Below are 15,684 nucleotides of genomic sequence, written 5' to 3'. Positions count from 1 at the left end.
TCTTATGGTAGGTTGATGTCTCGCTAGGCGAAAGAAATGGAGCTCGTCCGTGGAGCACGTGGTTCTCGTTGATGATGATGGCGTCGCTGTCGGCACCCACCCCAAGGAGACCGCTCACGGGGGGAAGACCCCGCGTCACCTTGCGTTCTCGTGTCACGTGGTGCGATCGGACGGTCACGTGCTGGTGACGCGTCGCGCGCTCGGCAAGCGCACCTGGCCGGGGGTGTGGACAAACTCGTACTGCGGCCACCCCGAGCCTGGCGAGAGCCTCGAAGACGCTGTTCGACGGCGAGCGAAGTTCGAATTGGGCCTGGAGATCGAGATCCTTTCGTGTCCCCTGCCTGAGTTCCGATATACGGCCCGCGACGCCTCGGGCATCGAGGAGAACGAGTACTGTCCGGTCTTCGTGGCCAGAGCAACGTCTTCTCTCGAGCCGAATCGCGATGAGGTGGCAGAGATCCAGTGGATCTCGCCCGACGACTTGTCGGCGGCCGTGAGCGCGGCGCCGTGGGCGTTCAGCCCGTGGCTGGTGTCTCACCTTCCGGGCGTCATGTCCGCACTCACTCCGCGCGAGTGCGCGCACCCTGTGCCACTTTTCCCTGTCTTCGAAGCTCGGATGACGGAGATACTTCGCTCTGGCCGTGACGAAGCCCGACGCTTTACACCGTCGTACGTACGCCTGTGGGAGACGGTCGAAGTCATCGCGCACGGGGGGAAAAAGGTCCGCCCACGTCTTCTGCTCGACGCCTATCGCGCGCTCGGCGGCGAGGACGATCGCGCGGCCGTCGACGCCGCGTGTGCGATTGAACTGCTGCACGCCGCGCTGGTCATCCATGATGACGTGATCGACGGCGACCTCACGCGGCGCGGTCGTGAGAACGTCGCGGGACGATTCGCCTCCGAGGCGCAAGCAGCCGGTGCGACGCAACGCGACGCGCGTGCGTGGGGAGATGCGTCGTCGATCATCGCGGGGGACCTGCTTATCACGCGCGCCCACGGCCTCATCGCGACGCTCGACGTCGCCGAAGATCGGCGTCGGTCCGCGCTCGAGATCTTCAGCGAGACGGTCCTGGAGAGCGCGGCTGGCGAGCATACCGATGTGCTTCTCAGCATGCACTTGTCCGACCCGACCTCGGACGACGTCATTGCGATGATCGAGCACAAGACGGCGGCGTATTCGTTCCGCGCGCCGCTGGCTCTCGCTGCGGCGCTCTCAGGGGCACCTCGTCGCGTCGCCGATGCGGTCGACGTGATCGCGCGGCAGATCGGCGTTATCTACCAGCTCCGTGACGATGTGCTCGGCACATTCGGCGATGAGTGTGAGACGGGGAAATCGGTCCTGAGCGACCTCCGGGAGGGCAAGGAGACACTGCTGATTTCGTACGCGCGCCATGATCCTGCGTGGTCCGACATCGCGCATCACTTCGGCGACGAGAGCCTGACGCCGGCGGACGGCGCGCAGGTCCGAGACGTCGTCGAGCGATCGGGCGCGCGCGCGTACGTCGAATCCCGGATCGACGCGCGACGCGATGAGGTCCGTCGGCGCATTCACGCCGCTGATCTGCCCGTGGAGCTGGTGCAACTGCTGGAGGAGGCGAGCAACGAATGCAGCGCGCGCCGGGCCTGAGCGTCACCGATCTGAGCCTCTACAACCGAGCCGCAACGGATAGCGCGACTACCGTATTGCGCCGCTACTCGACTTCGTTCGCCTGGGCGAACCGGCTCATGCACCCTCGTGTGCGCACCAATATCGCTCGGATCTACGCACTCGTCAGGATCGCCGACGAGCTCGTCGACGGCCCCGCGGAGGCGGCGGGAGTCGATGAGAACGAGCGGCGCGCGCTCCTGGACGGGCTCGAGACCGAGACGACGCGCGCGTGCGAGCGCGGGTACAGCACCGATCTCATCGTCCACGCATTCGCACTCACCGCGCGCGAGTACGGAATCGGCCGAGATCTCGTTCGGCCCTTCTTCGCGTCAATGCGTGCCGATCTCGGTGCTGTCGAGTTCGACGAGAAGGCGCTCGCGACGTATATCTACGGGTCCGCGGAAGTCGTCGGACTGATGTGCCTGGCTGTCTTCGAGGGAGATCGACCTCGCTCCGACGGCGAGCGTCAGGAGTTGCGGGAGGGTGCGCGCCGGCTCGGCGCTGCGTTCCAGAAAGTCAATTTCCTGCGGGACTGGGCAGACGATCGCGACTCGCTGGGGCGGCGCTATCTCCCCGGCACGGGCGATGGGCTCACGGACACGGCGAAGGACGGTCTCGTGCGCGAGATCCGCGACGACCTCGCGGAAGCTGACGTCGCCATCTCGCTGTTGGATTCATCGTGTCGCTCTGCCGTCTGGGCCGCGCGCTCGCTCTTCGGCGAACTCGTCGCGCGCATCGATCGCGCCCCGGCCGCCCTCGTCGCCCGCGAGCGCGTGCGTGTGCCCGACCCGGTGAAGGCGCAGATCCTGGTGCGTGCGTGGGCGCGGAAGGTCGCACGATGAGCCGCTCACAGGTGGTCGTCATCGGGGGCGGCGTCAGCGGGCTCGCGACAGCCGGTTTGCTGGCGCGCGACGGACACGACGTCACGCTCGTTGAACGCCGCACCGATCTCGGCGGTCGCGCCGGAGCCTGGGAGTGCGACGGCTTCTCATTCGACACGGGGCCGTCGTGGTACCTCATGCCCGAGGTCTTCGAGCACTTCTACCGCCTGATGGGCACGACAGCCTCGGAGCACTTCGACCTCGTCTCGCTAGACCCCGGCTATCGGGTCTACGGCGAGCCCGACGGGTCCGCGGATCGCGCGCCGATCGACGTGCGGTCGGGGACGGACGCCGTCGCAAAGCTGTTCGAAGCGCGCGAGCAGGGCGCCGGACGGCGTGTACGACGATACCTCTCTTCGGCGACGCGGACCTACGAGGCAGCGCGCGAAGCGTACCTCTACAACACCTTCTCCTCCTGGCGGTCCTTCGCCGCGCCCTGCGTGCTGCGGAACGCGCCCGCGATCGTCCCCCTTCTCACGCGCTCGCTCTGGTCGATGATCTGCCATAGGGTCGCCGACCGTCGGCTGCGACAGATCCTCGGCTACCCGGCAGTGTTCCTCGGCACGTCCCCGTTCGACGCGCCGGCGCTTTACCATCTGATGAGCCACATGGATCTCGTCGACGGTGTGCGGTACCCGCGAGGCGGCTTCCGCGGCTTCGTCGGCTCGCTCGTCGAACTCGCGCGTGCCCACGGCGTCCGGATCGAGACAGAGAGCGAGGTCGCCGAGATCCTCTCGGGTGATGGCGCTGTACGCGGCGTCACGGTCGATCGTGCCGGCGTGCGACGGACGATCGAGGCCGATATCGTCGTGTCGGCGATCGACGAGCACCATGCGGAGACCGCGCTGCTCGCCGAGAGCGACCGCTCATATCCTGACCGCCGCTGGACCGAGCAGGTCTCCGGACCGGGGGCCGTGCTGGTCATGCTCGGTGTGCGCGGCGAACTGCCGCAGCTTCGGCACCATACGCTGTTCTTCTCCAACGACTGGCACGAGAACTTCGACGCGATCTTCGGATCCGAACCGCGGGTGCCCACGCCGCCGTCTCTGTACGTGTGCATGCCGAGTGCAAGCGACGAGCACGTCGCCCCCGACGGCCACGAGAATCTTTTCGTCCTCGTGCCGGTGCCGCCCGACGTGAGCATCGGACGCGGGGGGGCGAACGGTCTCGGCGACGTCGCCGTGACCGAGATCGCCGATCACGCCATCACACAGATCGCCGAGTGGGCGGCAATCCCCGATCTCGCGGACCGCATCGTCGTGCGCCGCACGATCGGACCCGGGGATTTCGCCGTCGAGTTCCATGCGTTCCGCGGTAGCGCGCTGGGGCCCGCGCATACGCTCCGGCAGAGCGCCTTCTTCCGCGGGGTGACGCGGTCGCGGCGTGTCGGCGGACTGTTCTACACCGGAGCGACCGCGGTGCCGGGCGTCGGGGTGCCTATGTGTCTGATCGGCGCGGAGCTCGTGCTGAAGCTCGTCCGGAATGACCGGTCTCCCGGGCCGGTGAACGTGCCATGAGCGCTTTCTACGCCGTCTCCCTGATCGTGAGCGGCGCGTGTGTCGGCCTCGTGGACGCTCGCTATCGGCTCGCGTTCGGCGGCGCTCCGGTCCGCACGGGAGCCGCGCTCGGCGTCGGCACCGTGTTCTTCCTCGCGTGGGATGCCGTGGGCATAGGCTTTGGGGTCTTCCGTCATCTCGACTCCCGATGGGCGACCGGCGTGCTGCTGGCACCACACTTCCCGCTCGAAGAGCTTCTGTTCGTGTCGTTTCTGACGTATCTGACGCTCGTGCTGCTGGGCGGCTGGCAACGGCTGACGGAGAGGAGCGAAACGCGATGACTTACCTGCTCATGTCGCTTCCGTTTATCATCGTCGGCCTGATCGTGTTCGCGGTCGGGGCCGCTAACGCGCACGGCCGCGGCCGTCTTCGGACGTACGTCACGACGTGGGCAGCGACGACAGCATGCCTGACGATCCTCACCGCTATCTTCGACAACATCATGATGGCAGCCGGTTTGTTCGATTTCGGGCATGGGCACACGCTGGGGTGGCGTCTTGGGCTCATGCCGCTGGAGGACTTCCTCTACCCGGTCGTCGGCTCGCTCCTGCTCGCCGGAGTGCGTGAGCTTCTCGCCTCGCGTCAGCGCGGAGCGCGCCGATGAGCGGCTACCTCTCCACCCTCACCACGCTCACTGTCGCGTCGCGTCCTCTCAGCTGGATCAACACGGCCTATCCATTTGCTGCGGCCTATCTGCTCACCACGGATGGCCTGGGCGCGGCATTCCTCATCGGCACGCTCTTCTTCCTCGTGCCTTACAACTTCCTCATGTACGGCGTCAATGACGTCTTCGACTACAGCTCGGATCTCGCCAACCCGCGAAAGGGAGGGGTGGAGGGCGCGACGCTGCCTCCGCGCCTGCACCGGGTGACGCTCATCGCGGCAGTGGCCCTCGCCGTCCCGTTCGTGGTCGCGCTGGTAGTGCTCGCATCCGACCAACCACGCTTCTGGGCGCTGCTTGCGATCAGTCTGTTCGCGGTCATCGCCTACTCGGCCCCCGGCCTGCGCTTCAAGGAGATCCCCTTCCTCGACTCCGTGACATCGAGTCTGCACTTCGTGCTCCCTGCGCTCTGTGGACTGGCTCTCACCGGAACCACCGTGACGGGGCCGATCGTCGTCACGATGACGGCCTTCTTCCTGTGGGGCATGGCGAGTCACGCATTCGGAGCCGTGCAGGACGTCGTTCCCGATCGCGCTGCGGCGATCGGGTCCGTGGCGACCGCGCTGGGCGCGGCCGCCACCGTGAGACTTGCCGTCGGACTATGGCTCGGTGCGGGCGCGCTCATGCTGTTCACTCCGTGGCCCGCATCGCTCGCCGCGGCCGCCGCGGTGCCCTACGTCGTGAGCGCAGCGCCGTATCTTCGCGTGGGCGACGACGAGTCCGGAAACGTCAACACTGCGTGGCGGCGCTTTCTCGCCATCAACTATGTGACCGGATTCGCAATCACCATAATTCTCATCATCAACTTCCTAGAGGAACTCCACCTATGACACGTGTGCTCGTGACGGGAGCCACCGGGTACGTCGGCGGGCGGCTGGTGCCGCAGCTGCTCCAGGCAGGCTACGAGGTCACCTGCCTGGCGCGCTCGCCGTGGAAGCTGACCGACGTGCCTTGGCGCGGTCGTGTCCGTATCGCCGAGGGCGACCTGTCGAATTCTGCGGCCGTGCGGCGCGCGATGACCGGTGTCGACGTCGCCTTCTACCTCGTGCACTCCATGCGAGCCGGCAAAGATTTCGGGGCAGCGGAGAGACGCGATGCCGAATCGTTCGCGCAGGCGGCGGAGGATGCGGGCGTGGGGAGGATCGTCTACCTCGGCGGGCTGCATCCGTCCGAAGCCGCACTATCGCCCCATCTAGCATCGCGCGCCGCTGTCGGTCAGGCTTTCCTCGATTGCGACGTCCCGGCGATCGTGTTCAAGGCAGGGATCGTGATCGGATCTGGCTCGGCGTCGTTCGAGATGATCCGGCATCTCACCGAGGTGCTGCCGTGCATGCCTGCCCCTCGCTGGGTGCGCAATCGCGTGCAGCCGATTGCTGTACGCGACGTGCTCCGCTACCTCGTCGAATCGGTCGCGCTGGATGAGCGCATCAACCGGACCTTCGACATCGGTGGACCGGACGTGCTGACTTACGGCCAGATGATGAACGACTACGCTCTCGAAGCCGGGTTGCCTCAGCGGCCCATTGTTGCTCTTCCCGTCCTCACTCCCTGGCTCGCCTCGCAGTGGGTGAACCTGGTCACTCCGGTTCCACGCCGGATCGCGGTACCGATAATCGCCTCGCTTCAGAACGACTGCGTGGCGGACGAGCGCGACATCGACCGCATCATCCCGCCGCCCCGAGACGGGCTGATGTCCTACCGAGGCGCCGTGCGGCTGGCGCTGAGCCGCGAGCGCGACGGCCAGGTGGAGACCAGCTGGCAGAGCGCCACCGTTCCGGGGGCGCCGAGTGACCCGTTGCCGAGCGACCCCGATTGGGCAGGGGGTGCCGTGCGCACCGACGTGCGCGAGCGTCGCAGCGAGGCGCCGCCTGAAGAGGTCTGGAAGATCATCGAATCGATCGGCGGAGACAATGGCTGGTATTCCTCCCCGTTCGCCTGGGCCGTACGGGGGTGGATCGATCGGCTGTCCGGGGGGGTCGGAATGCGGCGCGGACGACGGCACCCGTCCCGCCTTCACACAGGCGATGTCGTCGACGTGTGGCGCGTGGAATGGCTCGACCGCGGCCGCGCGCTGCGCCTATCCGCAGAGATGCGGATGCCGGGCCGCGGGTGGCTCGAGCTCGGGGTCGAGCCGGACGGACGAGGATCCGTCTATCGTCAGCGGGCTGTGTTCGTTCCGAAGGGACTTGCGGGGCGGGTATATTGGGTGACATTGTTGCCGATTCACGGCGTGATCTTCGGCGGTATGGTCACGAGCATCCTGCGTGCAGCCGAGCGCTCATCGGGAGCGGCCTCATGAGACTCTGGTCGCTCCATCCACAGTATCTCGACCGAGTAGGACTCGTCGCGGCGTGGCGGGAGGCGCTCCTCGCCCAGGCCGTGGTCCTGAACCCGGGCCGCGGGTATTCGCACCACCCGCAGCTGCGGCGCTTCCAGCAGACCGATGACCCGCTCACGGCGATCGGCGACTTCCTCACGGCGATCGTCGATGATGCCGATGCGCGGGGCTATCGATTCGCGCGCGAGAAGATCCTCGCGACGGGGTCCCGCGCGGAGATCACAGTGACGACAGGGCAGCTCGCATACGAGTGGTCGCACCTGTCCGAGAAGCTGCGGCAGCGCAGTCCCGGCGTCTGGAAGCACTGGCAGGGGATTCACGCGCCGCACCCGCACCCGAGCTTTGTCGTCGTCGACGGGCCGGTCGCCGACTGGGAGAAAGTGCCACCGAACGAAGTGACCGTCGCTCGACACTCTGGTTCCCCCGATAACAGGAGACACGCATGACAGATACCTCAGCTTCGACCCCTCGACGCGAGACAAAACCACCGCAGGCCACGGGCGTGCACCTCGAGCCAGGAGCTGTCGTCGCCTCGGCGACGCCGGCCGCGCAGTCCGGTTCAGCGCACATCACAGAGCCGGTCTCCTACGACGCCGTGCTCCTGTCCGGGTTCGGCGGTCCGGAGGGACAGGAAGACGTGCTGCCGTTTCTGCGCAACGTGACCCGCGGGCGCGGGATCCCCGATGAGCGTCTCGAAGAGGTCGCGCGGCACTACCGTGTCTTCGGAGGTGTCAGTCCGATCAACGAGCAGAACCGGACGCTTCGCACAGCGTTGCAGGAGGCGCTCCTGACCGCCGGACTGGACCTCCCGGTGTACTGGGGCAATCGAAACTGGGCGCCTTATCTCGACGAGGCGCTCGCTGCGGCCGCGCGGAATGGCGCGCGGCGCGTCATCGCGATTCCGACGAGCGCGTACTCGTCATACTCTTCGTGCCGCCAGTATCGCGAAGACTGGGCGGACGCGCTCGAGTCCGCCGGACTCAGCGAGGTCCTGCAGATCGACAAGGTGCGCCAGTTCTTCTCGCATCCCGGATTCGTCGAGCCGTTTGCGGAGGGGCTGCGCGAGGCCGTTGTCTCGGCCGAGTACGCGGGCCACCGTCGAGACGCGATCGAAGTGCTGTTCACGACGCACAGCATCCCATCGGCCGATGCGGCGCTCTCGGGCGCGGGCGCATCCGATGATGCCGACGGCGAGGGTTACGTGGCGCAGCATCTCGCGGTCGCCGAGCAAGTCGTCGCCGATGCCGCTCCCGACGTCTCGTGGCAGCTGGTCTACCAGTCGCGCTCCGGCGCACCGTCGACTCCGTGGCTCGAGCCCGATATCAACGACGCAATCGCGGCGCTCGATCGGCGCACTGCGGTCGTCGTCGTGCCCATCGGGTTCGTGAGCGATCACCTCGAGGTGCTCTGGGACCTCGACCGCGAGGCACGAGAGACGGCGGAGGATCACGGGCTGTGGATGACGCGCGTCCCGACTCCCGGCGTGCACCCGACATTCGTCGACGCTCTTGTCGATCTCGTGCGCGAGCGCATTGTGGGGCGCCCGGTCGACGAGCGGGCAAGCGTCACGCGGATCGGCCCGTGGTTCGACGTGTGCCGCCCGGGCTGTTGTGCGAAGGCGGAAGCGAATGCCCGCCCGGCGATCGCGGGTATTATGCCGTGACGGCCGGAACCCCCGGCGGCGAGTCCCGCTGCTCTCCGATTCAGCATCGTGTACGCGTCCAGGAAGCGGCTCCGTCCGCGGACGAGGCGTTACTTTTATCTCGGTGACGAGGGGGGCCTCGTTCTGTTCGTCGGGGCTTACTGCTCATCGATATCACGGTGTCGCGGTGACATTTTTGCTCGGACGCTTTGATCTCACCGACCTGGTTCCGCGTCGACTCGTTGATAATTCGAGTGAGCGGGCCGTAACCGAAATGAACGACAATGTCGCCTCGGTCAGTGCTCTGCTCACAGTGTCAGCGGTCTACGCGGTGATCCGCTTCGTGCAGGTGATGTTGCTCAATTATGGCCACTACGTGCTTGAAGCGTCTGTCCTGGGCAGTTCGCCGATCGCTGACCGCGAGAGCTACTCGGCCCGGGAGCTCTCCGGGGCGATTGTCCCTCGTGCCGGACGTGGCTTACAAGTACCTCTCCTACTCCCGGCACAATATGCACGATACCGGTACCACGGCTCGCCGCGACGCGGCGAGGGTCGCCCGCGACCGCGGCTGGCTCCGACGAACTCGATGAGGCGTCGAGGGTCGGTGCGATGACGGCGCGTCAGTTCCAGGCGTAATGAACGTCTCCGCTGTGCACGACTGTCCAGGTGCCGCAAATATGGCCCTCATCGGGTAATGACTCCGGTAGCCATTGGGCGTCGATTCGCGGTTCGGTGGAGACCGCGCCTTCGGTGCAGAGCTCCGAGGTGAACGGCGTCGGGCTAGTCCACTGGAACACGTTCTCATCACTGTCGAGCTGCGCGACGAGTCTGATGTCGGTGGCGTCGTCGGGAAGGAATCCTTGGAAGCGGAAAGACTCGCTCGACGCCTTCGCCTCGGCGGCGGTGTCGAAGGTAAATTCCCTCTTTCCTATCTGGAAGGCGTCCTGAAAGATCGTGCAGCCGCTGAGGAGCATCGTGGCAGCCGCTCCAACGGCAGAAAGCTGAACGGTTCGACGTGGGGTGGCCATGGTGTGCCTCCGTGCGGTGTGGGAGAGATCGACCGCTCACAGCGGTCTCGGAGCGGCGGGCGGGGCGGCTCGGTGTCGAATCACCCCACCAGCCCGATGGCGGGTGGGACGCGGCTGGCGTTCCACATCGGGATCGCCGCGGCCGCGATCGCAACAGCGATCACTGCGAGGAACAGCAGAGCGAGGGCTCCGAGGGGTGGCGTCCCCACATCCATACCGAGGATGTGCAGAGCGAGGGCGCCGAAGATGCTTCCGAGGCCGACACCCGTGCTGGCGCCGACCGCTGCTGCGAGTGCGGCCTCGGCACCGATCGAACGACGTGTCACGGCCCGGGTCAGGCCCAGCGCTCGCAGCAGTGAGATCTCTTGGCGCCGCTCGGTGACCGAGAGGGCCAAGGTGACCGTGACGCCGATCAGTGCGACGAGGATGGTCACGCCGGTCATCGCGCCACCGACGGCTTGTCCGATGAGGATCATCTGGTCGATACCCGACTGCACATCTGCCGCCCAGAAGACGTCTGTGCCAGGGTCGGTGGTCTCGAGCACCGCCGTTCGCAGCTCGTCGTCGCTCGTTCCCGGGCTCGCGTCGATGAGAATGTCGAGATCGTCGATCCGTGCCTCGACGGAGGGGTGCTCGTCGAGTTGAGCGACAAGGGCGTGCGGGTCCTCGACCATGTCGGTAGGGATGATCGCTGGTGCGGGGAAGTTCCGAGCGACCCCTTCGCGGGCGTCCTGCGTGGCACCTGCGACTCCCACGGTGAGCGCCGCGGTGAGCCCTACTCCGAGAGTGAGCACGGTGGTTATCGCGGCGGTGCGCCGTGACGCGCGACGGGCGTTCGCGACCGCAAGACTCATCGACGGGAACCGGGACGCCAGTGGCCTCAGCACGGTGGCGGCGAAGCTCACCAAGAACGGTCCGACGAGCACGAGCGCGAGGAACACCAGGGTGCCGCTGAGCGCCACGAGCGCCAACCCGAGGAACTCCTGCTCGGTAGAGACGAGCACACCGAGGCCGGCGGCTGCCACCGCCGCGGCCGTGAGAGCGATGGCGAGGACGAGGCGCAGCCGTCGTCGCACCGGACGTGCCTCGGTCGAACGAGAGCTGCCGAGCGCTTCGACGGGTGACGCCTGCCCGGCGGCGCGAGCCGCGGGCAGCGCCGCGACCAGCGAGGACACCGTGGCCAGGGCAACGCAGCCGATCAGTCCCGCCACGGGCGCGCTGAATGGGTCGGCCAACAGTCCCGCGTCCCGAGCGATCGCGATCATCGCCGCACCGACGCCGGTGCCGATGCCGACCCCGAGGATACCGCCGACGATACCGATGCATACGGCTTCGACGAGCACGAGCCGACGCACCTGCGCCCGGGTCGCCCCGATGCAGCGCAGAAGGGAGAGCTCGGTGGCACGGCGAGCGAGGAGGATGCGGAAGGTAGAGCTCACGATCACCACGGCCGCCAGCATGGCCAGGGCGACGAACAGGACGAGACCGCCGATGACGCCGACGAGGGTGTCCGTCACCGTCCGCGCCTCCTCCGCTCGCTTTTCCTCGCCACTGAAGACCACGCTGCTCGGCGCCACAGCCTCGAGCTCGGTGAGGTCCACGTCGCCAGTGACAAAGATCTGGACAGGAGTCATGACGGAGCCGAAATCGGCGGCGTCCGCCTCGCGGATCAGTGCCGCGTCCCGCCCGAACTCGTGCACCGGTCCGATCCCGGCCACCGTCAGCTCACGGCCCTCCACGACAAGCGGGTCCCCCACCGAAACTCCGGATCGATCGGCTGTCCGTTCGCCCAGCACCACCTGGCCGAGCTCCGGCGCGCTGCCTGAGGCCAGGTCGGGCACCGCGGTCAGCGGACCAGAGCCCGGATCGCTGCTCAGCTTCCATGTCGAGGTGGTCCCGCCGATCTCCACCTCCACGTCTCCGAGGGATTCGACGACGACCTGATCCGTGTCGGGCAGCGCCCGGACGGCCTCCGCGATCCCGTAGACCTCCCCCGCCTCCAAGTCCCCAGGCGGGACGATCACGCCGTCCGCCGCCTTCGGGGTGGTGATCCCGAACGCTTCCAGGGCGACTCGTCCGTTGATGGCAAGGAGGAGCGCCGCGGCGGCAAAAGCGGTGGCGGCAACGACGGCAATCCCGATCAGGATCGCCTGGCGCGGGCGCCGGAGCGCGCTCAGAAGGGCGGTGCGCAGGATCATCGCCTGCTCACCGCCTGACGGGTGGCGCTCTCGCCGACGCGCTCGAGCACTGCCTTGCTGCTCGCGGAGGGGAAAGCATCGACGGCCCGCCCGTCCTCGAGCAGGATCACCTCGTCGGTGAACGCCGCGGCGGCAGGGTCGTGCGTCACCATGACCACGGTCTGCCCGTAGTCGTCGACGCACCCGCGGAGCATCTCCAGGAGCTGGCGGCTCGAGGTGCTGTCCAGGGCGCCGGTCGGCTCATCGGCCACGACCAGGTCCGGGCGTCCCAGCAGCGCACGCGCGACGGCGGCGCGCTGGCGCTGCCCACCGGACAACTGCGACGGCAGGTGGCCGAGTCGGTCCACGATGCCCAGGCGCTCGACGAGCTGCGTGCGCCATGACCGGTCGGGACGACGACCCGACAGAGAGGCACCCAGGTCGATGTTCTCGCCTGCGGTGAGATGCGGGAGCAGGTTGCCGTCCTGGAACACGAAGCCGATCCTGTCGCGGCGCTCGGCGGTCAGTGCACGGTCATCCAGGGAGCCGAGCTCAGTTCTGCCCAGCAGGACCCGTCCGGAGGTCGGCGGGTCGAGGCCCGCCAGGCAGTGGAGAAGAGTGGACTTGCCCGAACCGGACGCACCCATGATCGCGGTGAAGCGATTCGCCGCCACGGCGATGCTGAGGCCGTCCAGAGCGCGGACCTTCCCGGTGCCGGAGCCGTACTCGCGCACGACGTCGAGCACACGGACGGCGTACTGCTTCTCTGTATCGTCGGTGGTCTCCGGAGAGTCGTTCATGAGGGGAGGCATGTCTTCATGATGCTGAGCGGGCCCCTCCGTACGCCTCGGCCGCAGGAGCGATCTGCGCCGCCGCTGATCGTTCGTTCGGACGAGAATCCGTCCGGCCGCGACTGCCCCGCAGCCGCAGCCCGGCCCCGTTCTAAACTATTCGCGTGGTGGACATCATCGAGGGATGGCAGGTGCGGCGGGCCTCTCGCCCGGTATGGATGCGGCCTGTGTCGGTGGTGGTCGAGCTTCTGCTGTTGATGCTGCTCCTGGCGATGGACTTCGAGCTCGGCGTGCGGTTTATGCCCCCGGACCCCGGCATCGAGGCAATCGCCGGAGCGCTGGCTACGGCGCTCGTCGCGTTCATCGCCGCCGCCATCGCCCTCCTGCGCTGGTTGCTGCCCCCGCGCGCCACGGTGGTGACGATCCTTTCGCTCTCGCTGCTTGCCTCTCTGCTCGCGGCCTTCACCGGCCACCTCGCGCCGTCCGTGACCGAGGCTGCTGCGTTGCTCGTGGCCACCGTGGTCGGGATGCGGCGCGAGTCCTCGCCCCGCGGTGCGGTCGTCATCGGCGCCGCGACGCTGCTGGCGGTCCTCGCCGGTGTGCTGCTGCGTCTCGAGCCTGATGCCACCTCCGCTCTGCTCGGCATCGTGCTCTGGGGCTGTGCGGCGACAGCCGGGATCGCGGCGCGACACGTCCGGTCGACTCGACAGGCGGCGCTGGATGACGCTCGGCGCGCGGAGCGGCTGGAGCTCGCACGGGAGCTCCATGATGTCGTCGCTCATCAGGTCAGCGGCATCGTCGTGCAGGCCCAGGCGGCGAACGCTGTCGCCCGCACCGATTCCGAGAGAGCAGCAGCGGCGTTCTCCGCGATCGAGGAAGCCGGCTCCGAGGCGCTTTCCGGTATGCGACGCATGGTCGGCGCGATCCGCGATGAATCGGCACATCCCGCCCCGCTCTCCGTCCCCTACGGTCTGGCAGATATCCCGGCCCTCGTGGACAGCTTCGACCCGGGGCGGGAGCGGACCACACTCACCCTCGATGCTGCGGACGCCTCTCTCTCTCGGGGCTCGGGGAATCTGCCTACCGGATCGTCCGCGAGGCGCTGACCAATGTGCGGCGGCACGCCCCGGCCGGACGTACCTGGGTCGATGTGCGGAGGGTCGGCGCAGAGCTGGTCCTCGAGATCCGCAACGACGGCGTCCGGCAGCATGCCGCTGGCCAGGGACCAGCCGGCTACGGACTGGCGGGCATCGCGGAACGGGTCGCGATGCTCGGCGGACGTCTGGACGTCGGGCCGGACGTGCCGGGAACCTGGTGCGTCCGCGCGTGCCTCCCGACAGGCGCGGCGCGATGATCGGCGTTGTCCTAGCCGACGACCACGAGATGGTCCGCACCGGCTTCCGCATGGTGCTCGAAGCAGAGGACGACATCGCCGTGGTCGGCCTCGTCGGGACCGGGCAGGACGCGGTGAGCGCGGCGAGACGGCTGCGCCCCGACGTGGTGCTGATGGACATCCGTATGCCGGGGATGAACGGGCTGGACGCGACACGGCTCATCACCACGATGCCCGAGGCTCCGCGCGTGGTCGTCGTGACCACCTTCGACACCGATGAGTACCTGCGCACCGCGATCCTGTCGGGGGCCTCGGGGTTCCTGCTGAAGGACGCCGGCCCGCGCCTCCTGGTCGAGGCTGTCCATGCTGCAGCCAGCGGTGACGCCCTCGTCTCCCCCTCGATCACGATGAGACTGCTCGGCGAGATCGCCGACAACCAGCCGGCGCCGGATCCCTCGCACGACCTCTCCTCGCGCGAACTCGAGATCGCGACCGCCATAGCCCGGGGTCGCACGAACGAGGAGATCGCAGCCGACATGTTCATCACCGTCTCCACGGTGAAGACCCACGCACGGAATATCAGCGTGAAACTCGGGGCCCGCAACCGCGTCGAGATTGCCGCGTGGGCCTGGCGCGCACAACTCATCCGGTAGGCCGTCGATACCCTCGGTGCGCTGTCGGGTCACGATGGTTTCGGCACGATCCGATTCGTGGATGTCCGCGCAACCGAGCTGGAGATCTACTGTTCCGCGGCGTCCCGGGCGGAGTCTGTGGGACCTTCGAGCGCGAGCCGGTGCGCCTGGCGCAGCACCTCTACCTGGGCGGGGTTATAGAGGTCGGTGACCGCCTGGGCGAAGTCTTCCAATGCGGCGCGACTGACGATGCCCGTCGGCGGGGTCCGCGTGCCCGGGTACTGCTCGTGGATCGCGCGGAGCACTGGAGCCAAACGTGCGTCGACAGCCCGGATCTCGTCGGCGGTGGCGTCCGGAGCGAGCTCGTCGAAGGCATCGTCGGCCTTCCGGTGGTGCGCGGCGATGGCCCGCATGTCCTGGCGGCCCTGCTCCTCGTAAAACTGGGCGCTGATCATGACCATCGCGCGGTCGGCAGGTGTGAGTTGGTCTGCGAGGTCGGCGAACCCGGCGGGGACGTCGGGGTCGGCGCGATGGCGCAGGAGGTCAGCGATCTCGACCCGCACCTGCTGCTGGTGGGCGATGGAGGCGGCGAGCTGGGAATCGAGGGCGCGCAGCGTCCGTGTGAAGGCCTCGCCGGTTTCTTCGAGCTCCGCGATGCTCGACAACGGCATGCCCAGCTCTTGCAGGCGTCCGATCTGCAGCAAACGCACGAGGTGGGACGTACGGTACTGCTTGTAGGCGTTCCCGGCCCGGGCAGGCTCCTCACGAAGGTGGAATTCCGCAAGGCCGCAGGGCCGCGGCGGCAGGCATCTACATGCTGCTGTTCGTGCTCGCCGGTGCCGATGTGAGCGACGCGGCGCACCATCTTGCGGGCCCCACGGATGCAGGAGTGCTCCGTCCCAATTCTCTCGACTTACGTGGAGCCTAGGGGACTCGAACCCCTAACCCTCTGCTTGCAAAGCAGATGCGCTACCAATTGCGCCAAGGCCCCTGAGCG

Annotated in this window: 16 protein-coding genes and 1 tRNA gene; 12 read left to right on the top strand and 5 right to left on the bottom strand. The window is 67.6% G+C overall.

What is annotated here, in order from left to right:
* Window positions 1–49 precede the first annotated feature (49 nt).
* Genes idi through ACFQRJ_RS05755 form a run of 9 tightly spaced genes read left to right on the top strand, consistent with a single transcriptional unit; the run spans window position 50 to window position 8,747 of the window.
* The gene (idi, locus tag ACFQRJ_RS05795; protein ID WP_377018006.1) at window positions 50–1,627 is read left to right on the top strand and encodes an isopentenyl-diphosphate Delta-isomerase; all 1,578 of its coding nucleotides are present in this window, start codon (window positions 50–52) and stop codon (window positions 1,625–1,627) included.
* Entirely contained in the window at window positions 1,606–2,490 is an 885-nt protein-coding gene (locus tag ACFQRJ_RS05790; protein ID WP_377018004.1) for a phytoene/squalene synthase family protein, read from the top strand. Before idi ends, ACFQRJ_RS05790 begins: the two co-directional genes overlap by 22 nt.
* Window positions 2,487–4,046, top strand: coding sequence for a phytoene desaturase family protein (crtI, locus tag ACFQRJ_RS05785; protein ID WP_377018002.1), 1,560 nt, complete (start codon window positions 2,487–2,489; stop codon window positions 4,044–4,046). The genes ACFQRJ_RS05790 and crtI overlap by 4 nt, the downstream gene beginning before the upstream one ends.
* A complete protein-coding gene (locus ACFQRJ_RS05780) occupies window positions 4,043–4,366 on the top strand; it encodes a lycopene cyclase domain-containing protein (RefSeq protein WP_377018000.1) in 324 nt (107 codons plus the stop codon). Before crtI ends, ACFQRJ_RS05780 begins: the two co-directional genes overlap by 4 nt.
* Window positions 4,363–4,689, top strand: a complete 327-nt coding sequence (locus ACFQRJ_RS05775; protein ID WP_377017998.1) for a lycopene cyclase domain-containing protein — start codon at window positions 4,363–4,365, stop codon at window positions 4,687–4,689. The genes ACFQRJ_RS05780 and ACFQRJ_RS05775 overlap by 4 nt, the downstream gene beginning before the upstream one ends.
* Entirely contained in the window at window positions 4,686–5,576 is an 891-nt protein-coding gene (locus tag ACFQRJ_RS05770; RefSeq protein ID WP_377017996.1) for a prenyltransferase, read from the top strand. Before ACFQRJ_RS05775 ends, ACFQRJ_RS05770 begins: the two co-directional genes overlap by 4 nt.
* Entirely contained in the window at window positions 5,573–7,045 is a 1,473-nt protein-coding gene (locus tag ACFQRJ_RS05765; protein WP_377017994.1) for an SDR family oxidoreductase, read from the top strand. Before ACFQRJ_RS05770 ends, ACFQRJ_RS05765 begins: the two co-directional genes overlap by 4 nt.
* On the top strand, window positions 7,042–7,530 hold the full coding sequence (locus tag ACFQRJ_RS05760; RefSeq protein ID WP_377017992.1) for a pyrimidine dimer DNA glycosylase/endonuclease V: 489 nt from the start codon (window positions 7,042–7,044) through the stop codon (window positions 7,528–7,530). Before ACFQRJ_RS05765 ends, ACFQRJ_RS05760 begins: the two co-directional genes overlap by 4 nt.
* Window positions 7,527–8,747 carry a ferrochelatase gene (locus ACFQRJ_RS05755; RefSeq protein ID WP_377017990.1) on the top strand — a complete coding sequence of 407 codons (1,221 nt, stop codon included), beginning with the start codon at window positions 7,527–7,529 and terminating at the stop codon, window positions 8,745–8,747. The genes ACFQRJ_RS05760 and ACFQRJ_RS05755 overlap by 4 nt, the downstream gene beginning before the upstream one ends.
* Before the next feature lie 599 nt (window positions 8,748–9,346).
* Here ACFQRJ_RS05755 and ACFQRJ_RS05750 read toward each other — a convergent pair.
* From ACFQRJ_RS05750 to ACFQRJ_RS05740, 3 genes are all read right to left on the bottom strand, one after another.
* On the bottom strand, window positions 9,347–9,754 hold the full coding sequence (locus tag ACFQRJ_RS05750; RefSeq protein ID WP_377017988.1) for a hypothetical protein: 408 nt from the start codon (window positions 9,752–9,754) through the stop codon (window positions 9,347–9,349).
* 80 nt (window positions 9,755–9,834) lie between these two features.
* Window positions 9,835–11,952, bottom strand: a complete 2,118-nt coding sequence (locus tag ACFQRJ_RS05745) for an FtsX-like permease family protein (RefSeq protein ID WP_377017986.1) — start codon at window positions 11,950–11,952, stop codon at window positions 9,835–9,837.
* Entirely contained in the window at window positions 11,949–12,743 is a 795-nt protein-coding gene (locus ACFQRJ_RS05740; protein ID WP_377017984.1) for an ABC transporter ATP-binding protein, read from the bottom strand. The genes ACFQRJ_RS05745 and ACFQRJ_RS05740 overlap by 4 nt, the downstream gene beginning before the upstream one ends.
* Window positions 12,744–12,886: 143 nt before the next feature.
* Here ACFQRJ_RS05740 and ACFQRJ_RS05735 point away from each other — a divergent pair, with 143 nt between their 5' ends.
* From ACFQRJ_RS05735 to ACFQRJ_RS05725, 3 genes are read left to right on the top strand one after another with little or no spacing between them, the layout of a single operon-like run.
* On the top strand, window positions 12,887–13,828 hold the full coding sequence (locus ACFQRJ_RS05735; protein WP_377017982.1) for a histidine kinase: 942 nt from the start codon (window positions 12,887–12,889) through the stop codon (window positions 13,826–13,828).
* 5 nt (window positions 13,829–13,833) lie between these two features.
* On the top strand, window positions 13,834–14,076 hold the full coding sequence (locus ACFQRJ_RS05730; RefSeq protein WP_377017980.1) for a sensor histidine kinase: 243 nt from the start codon (window positions 13,834–13,836) through the stop codon (window positions 14,074–14,076).
* Window positions 14,049–14,708: a response regulator gene (locus ACFQRJ_RS05725; RefSeq protein WP_377017978.1), complete on the top strand. Its 660-nt coding sequence runs from the start codon at window positions 14,049–14,051 to the stop codon at window positions 14,706–14,708. The genes ACFQRJ_RS05730 and ACFQRJ_RS05725 overlap by 28 nt, the downstream gene beginning before the upstream one ends.
* An 86-nt stretch (window positions 14,709–14,794) precedes the next feature.
* On the opposite strand, the gene ACFQRJ_RS05720 is transcribed toward ACFQRJ_RS05725, so the two are convergent.
* Window positions 14,795–15,358: a hypothetical protein gene (locus ACFQRJ_RS05720; RefSeq protein WP_377017976.1), complete on the bottom strand. Its 564-nt coding sequence runs from the start codon at window positions 15,356–15,358 to the stop codon at window positions 14,795–14,797.
* Between the two features lie 247 nt (window positions 15,359–15,605).
* Window positions 15,606–15,678, bottom strand: a tRNA-Ala gene (locus ACFQRJ_RS05715).
* Window positions 15,679–15,684 lie beyond the last annotated feature (6 nt).

This window comes from Brachybacterium sp. GCM10030252 (assembly GCF_042666535.1).
Taxonomy (GTDB): domain Bacteria; phylum Actinomycetota; class Actinomycetes; order Actinomycetales; family Dermabacteraceae; genus Brachybacterium.
The sequence above is the reverse complement of the archived record's forward strand: the minus strand, read 5'-3'. Positions and strand labels throughout refer to the sequence as shown.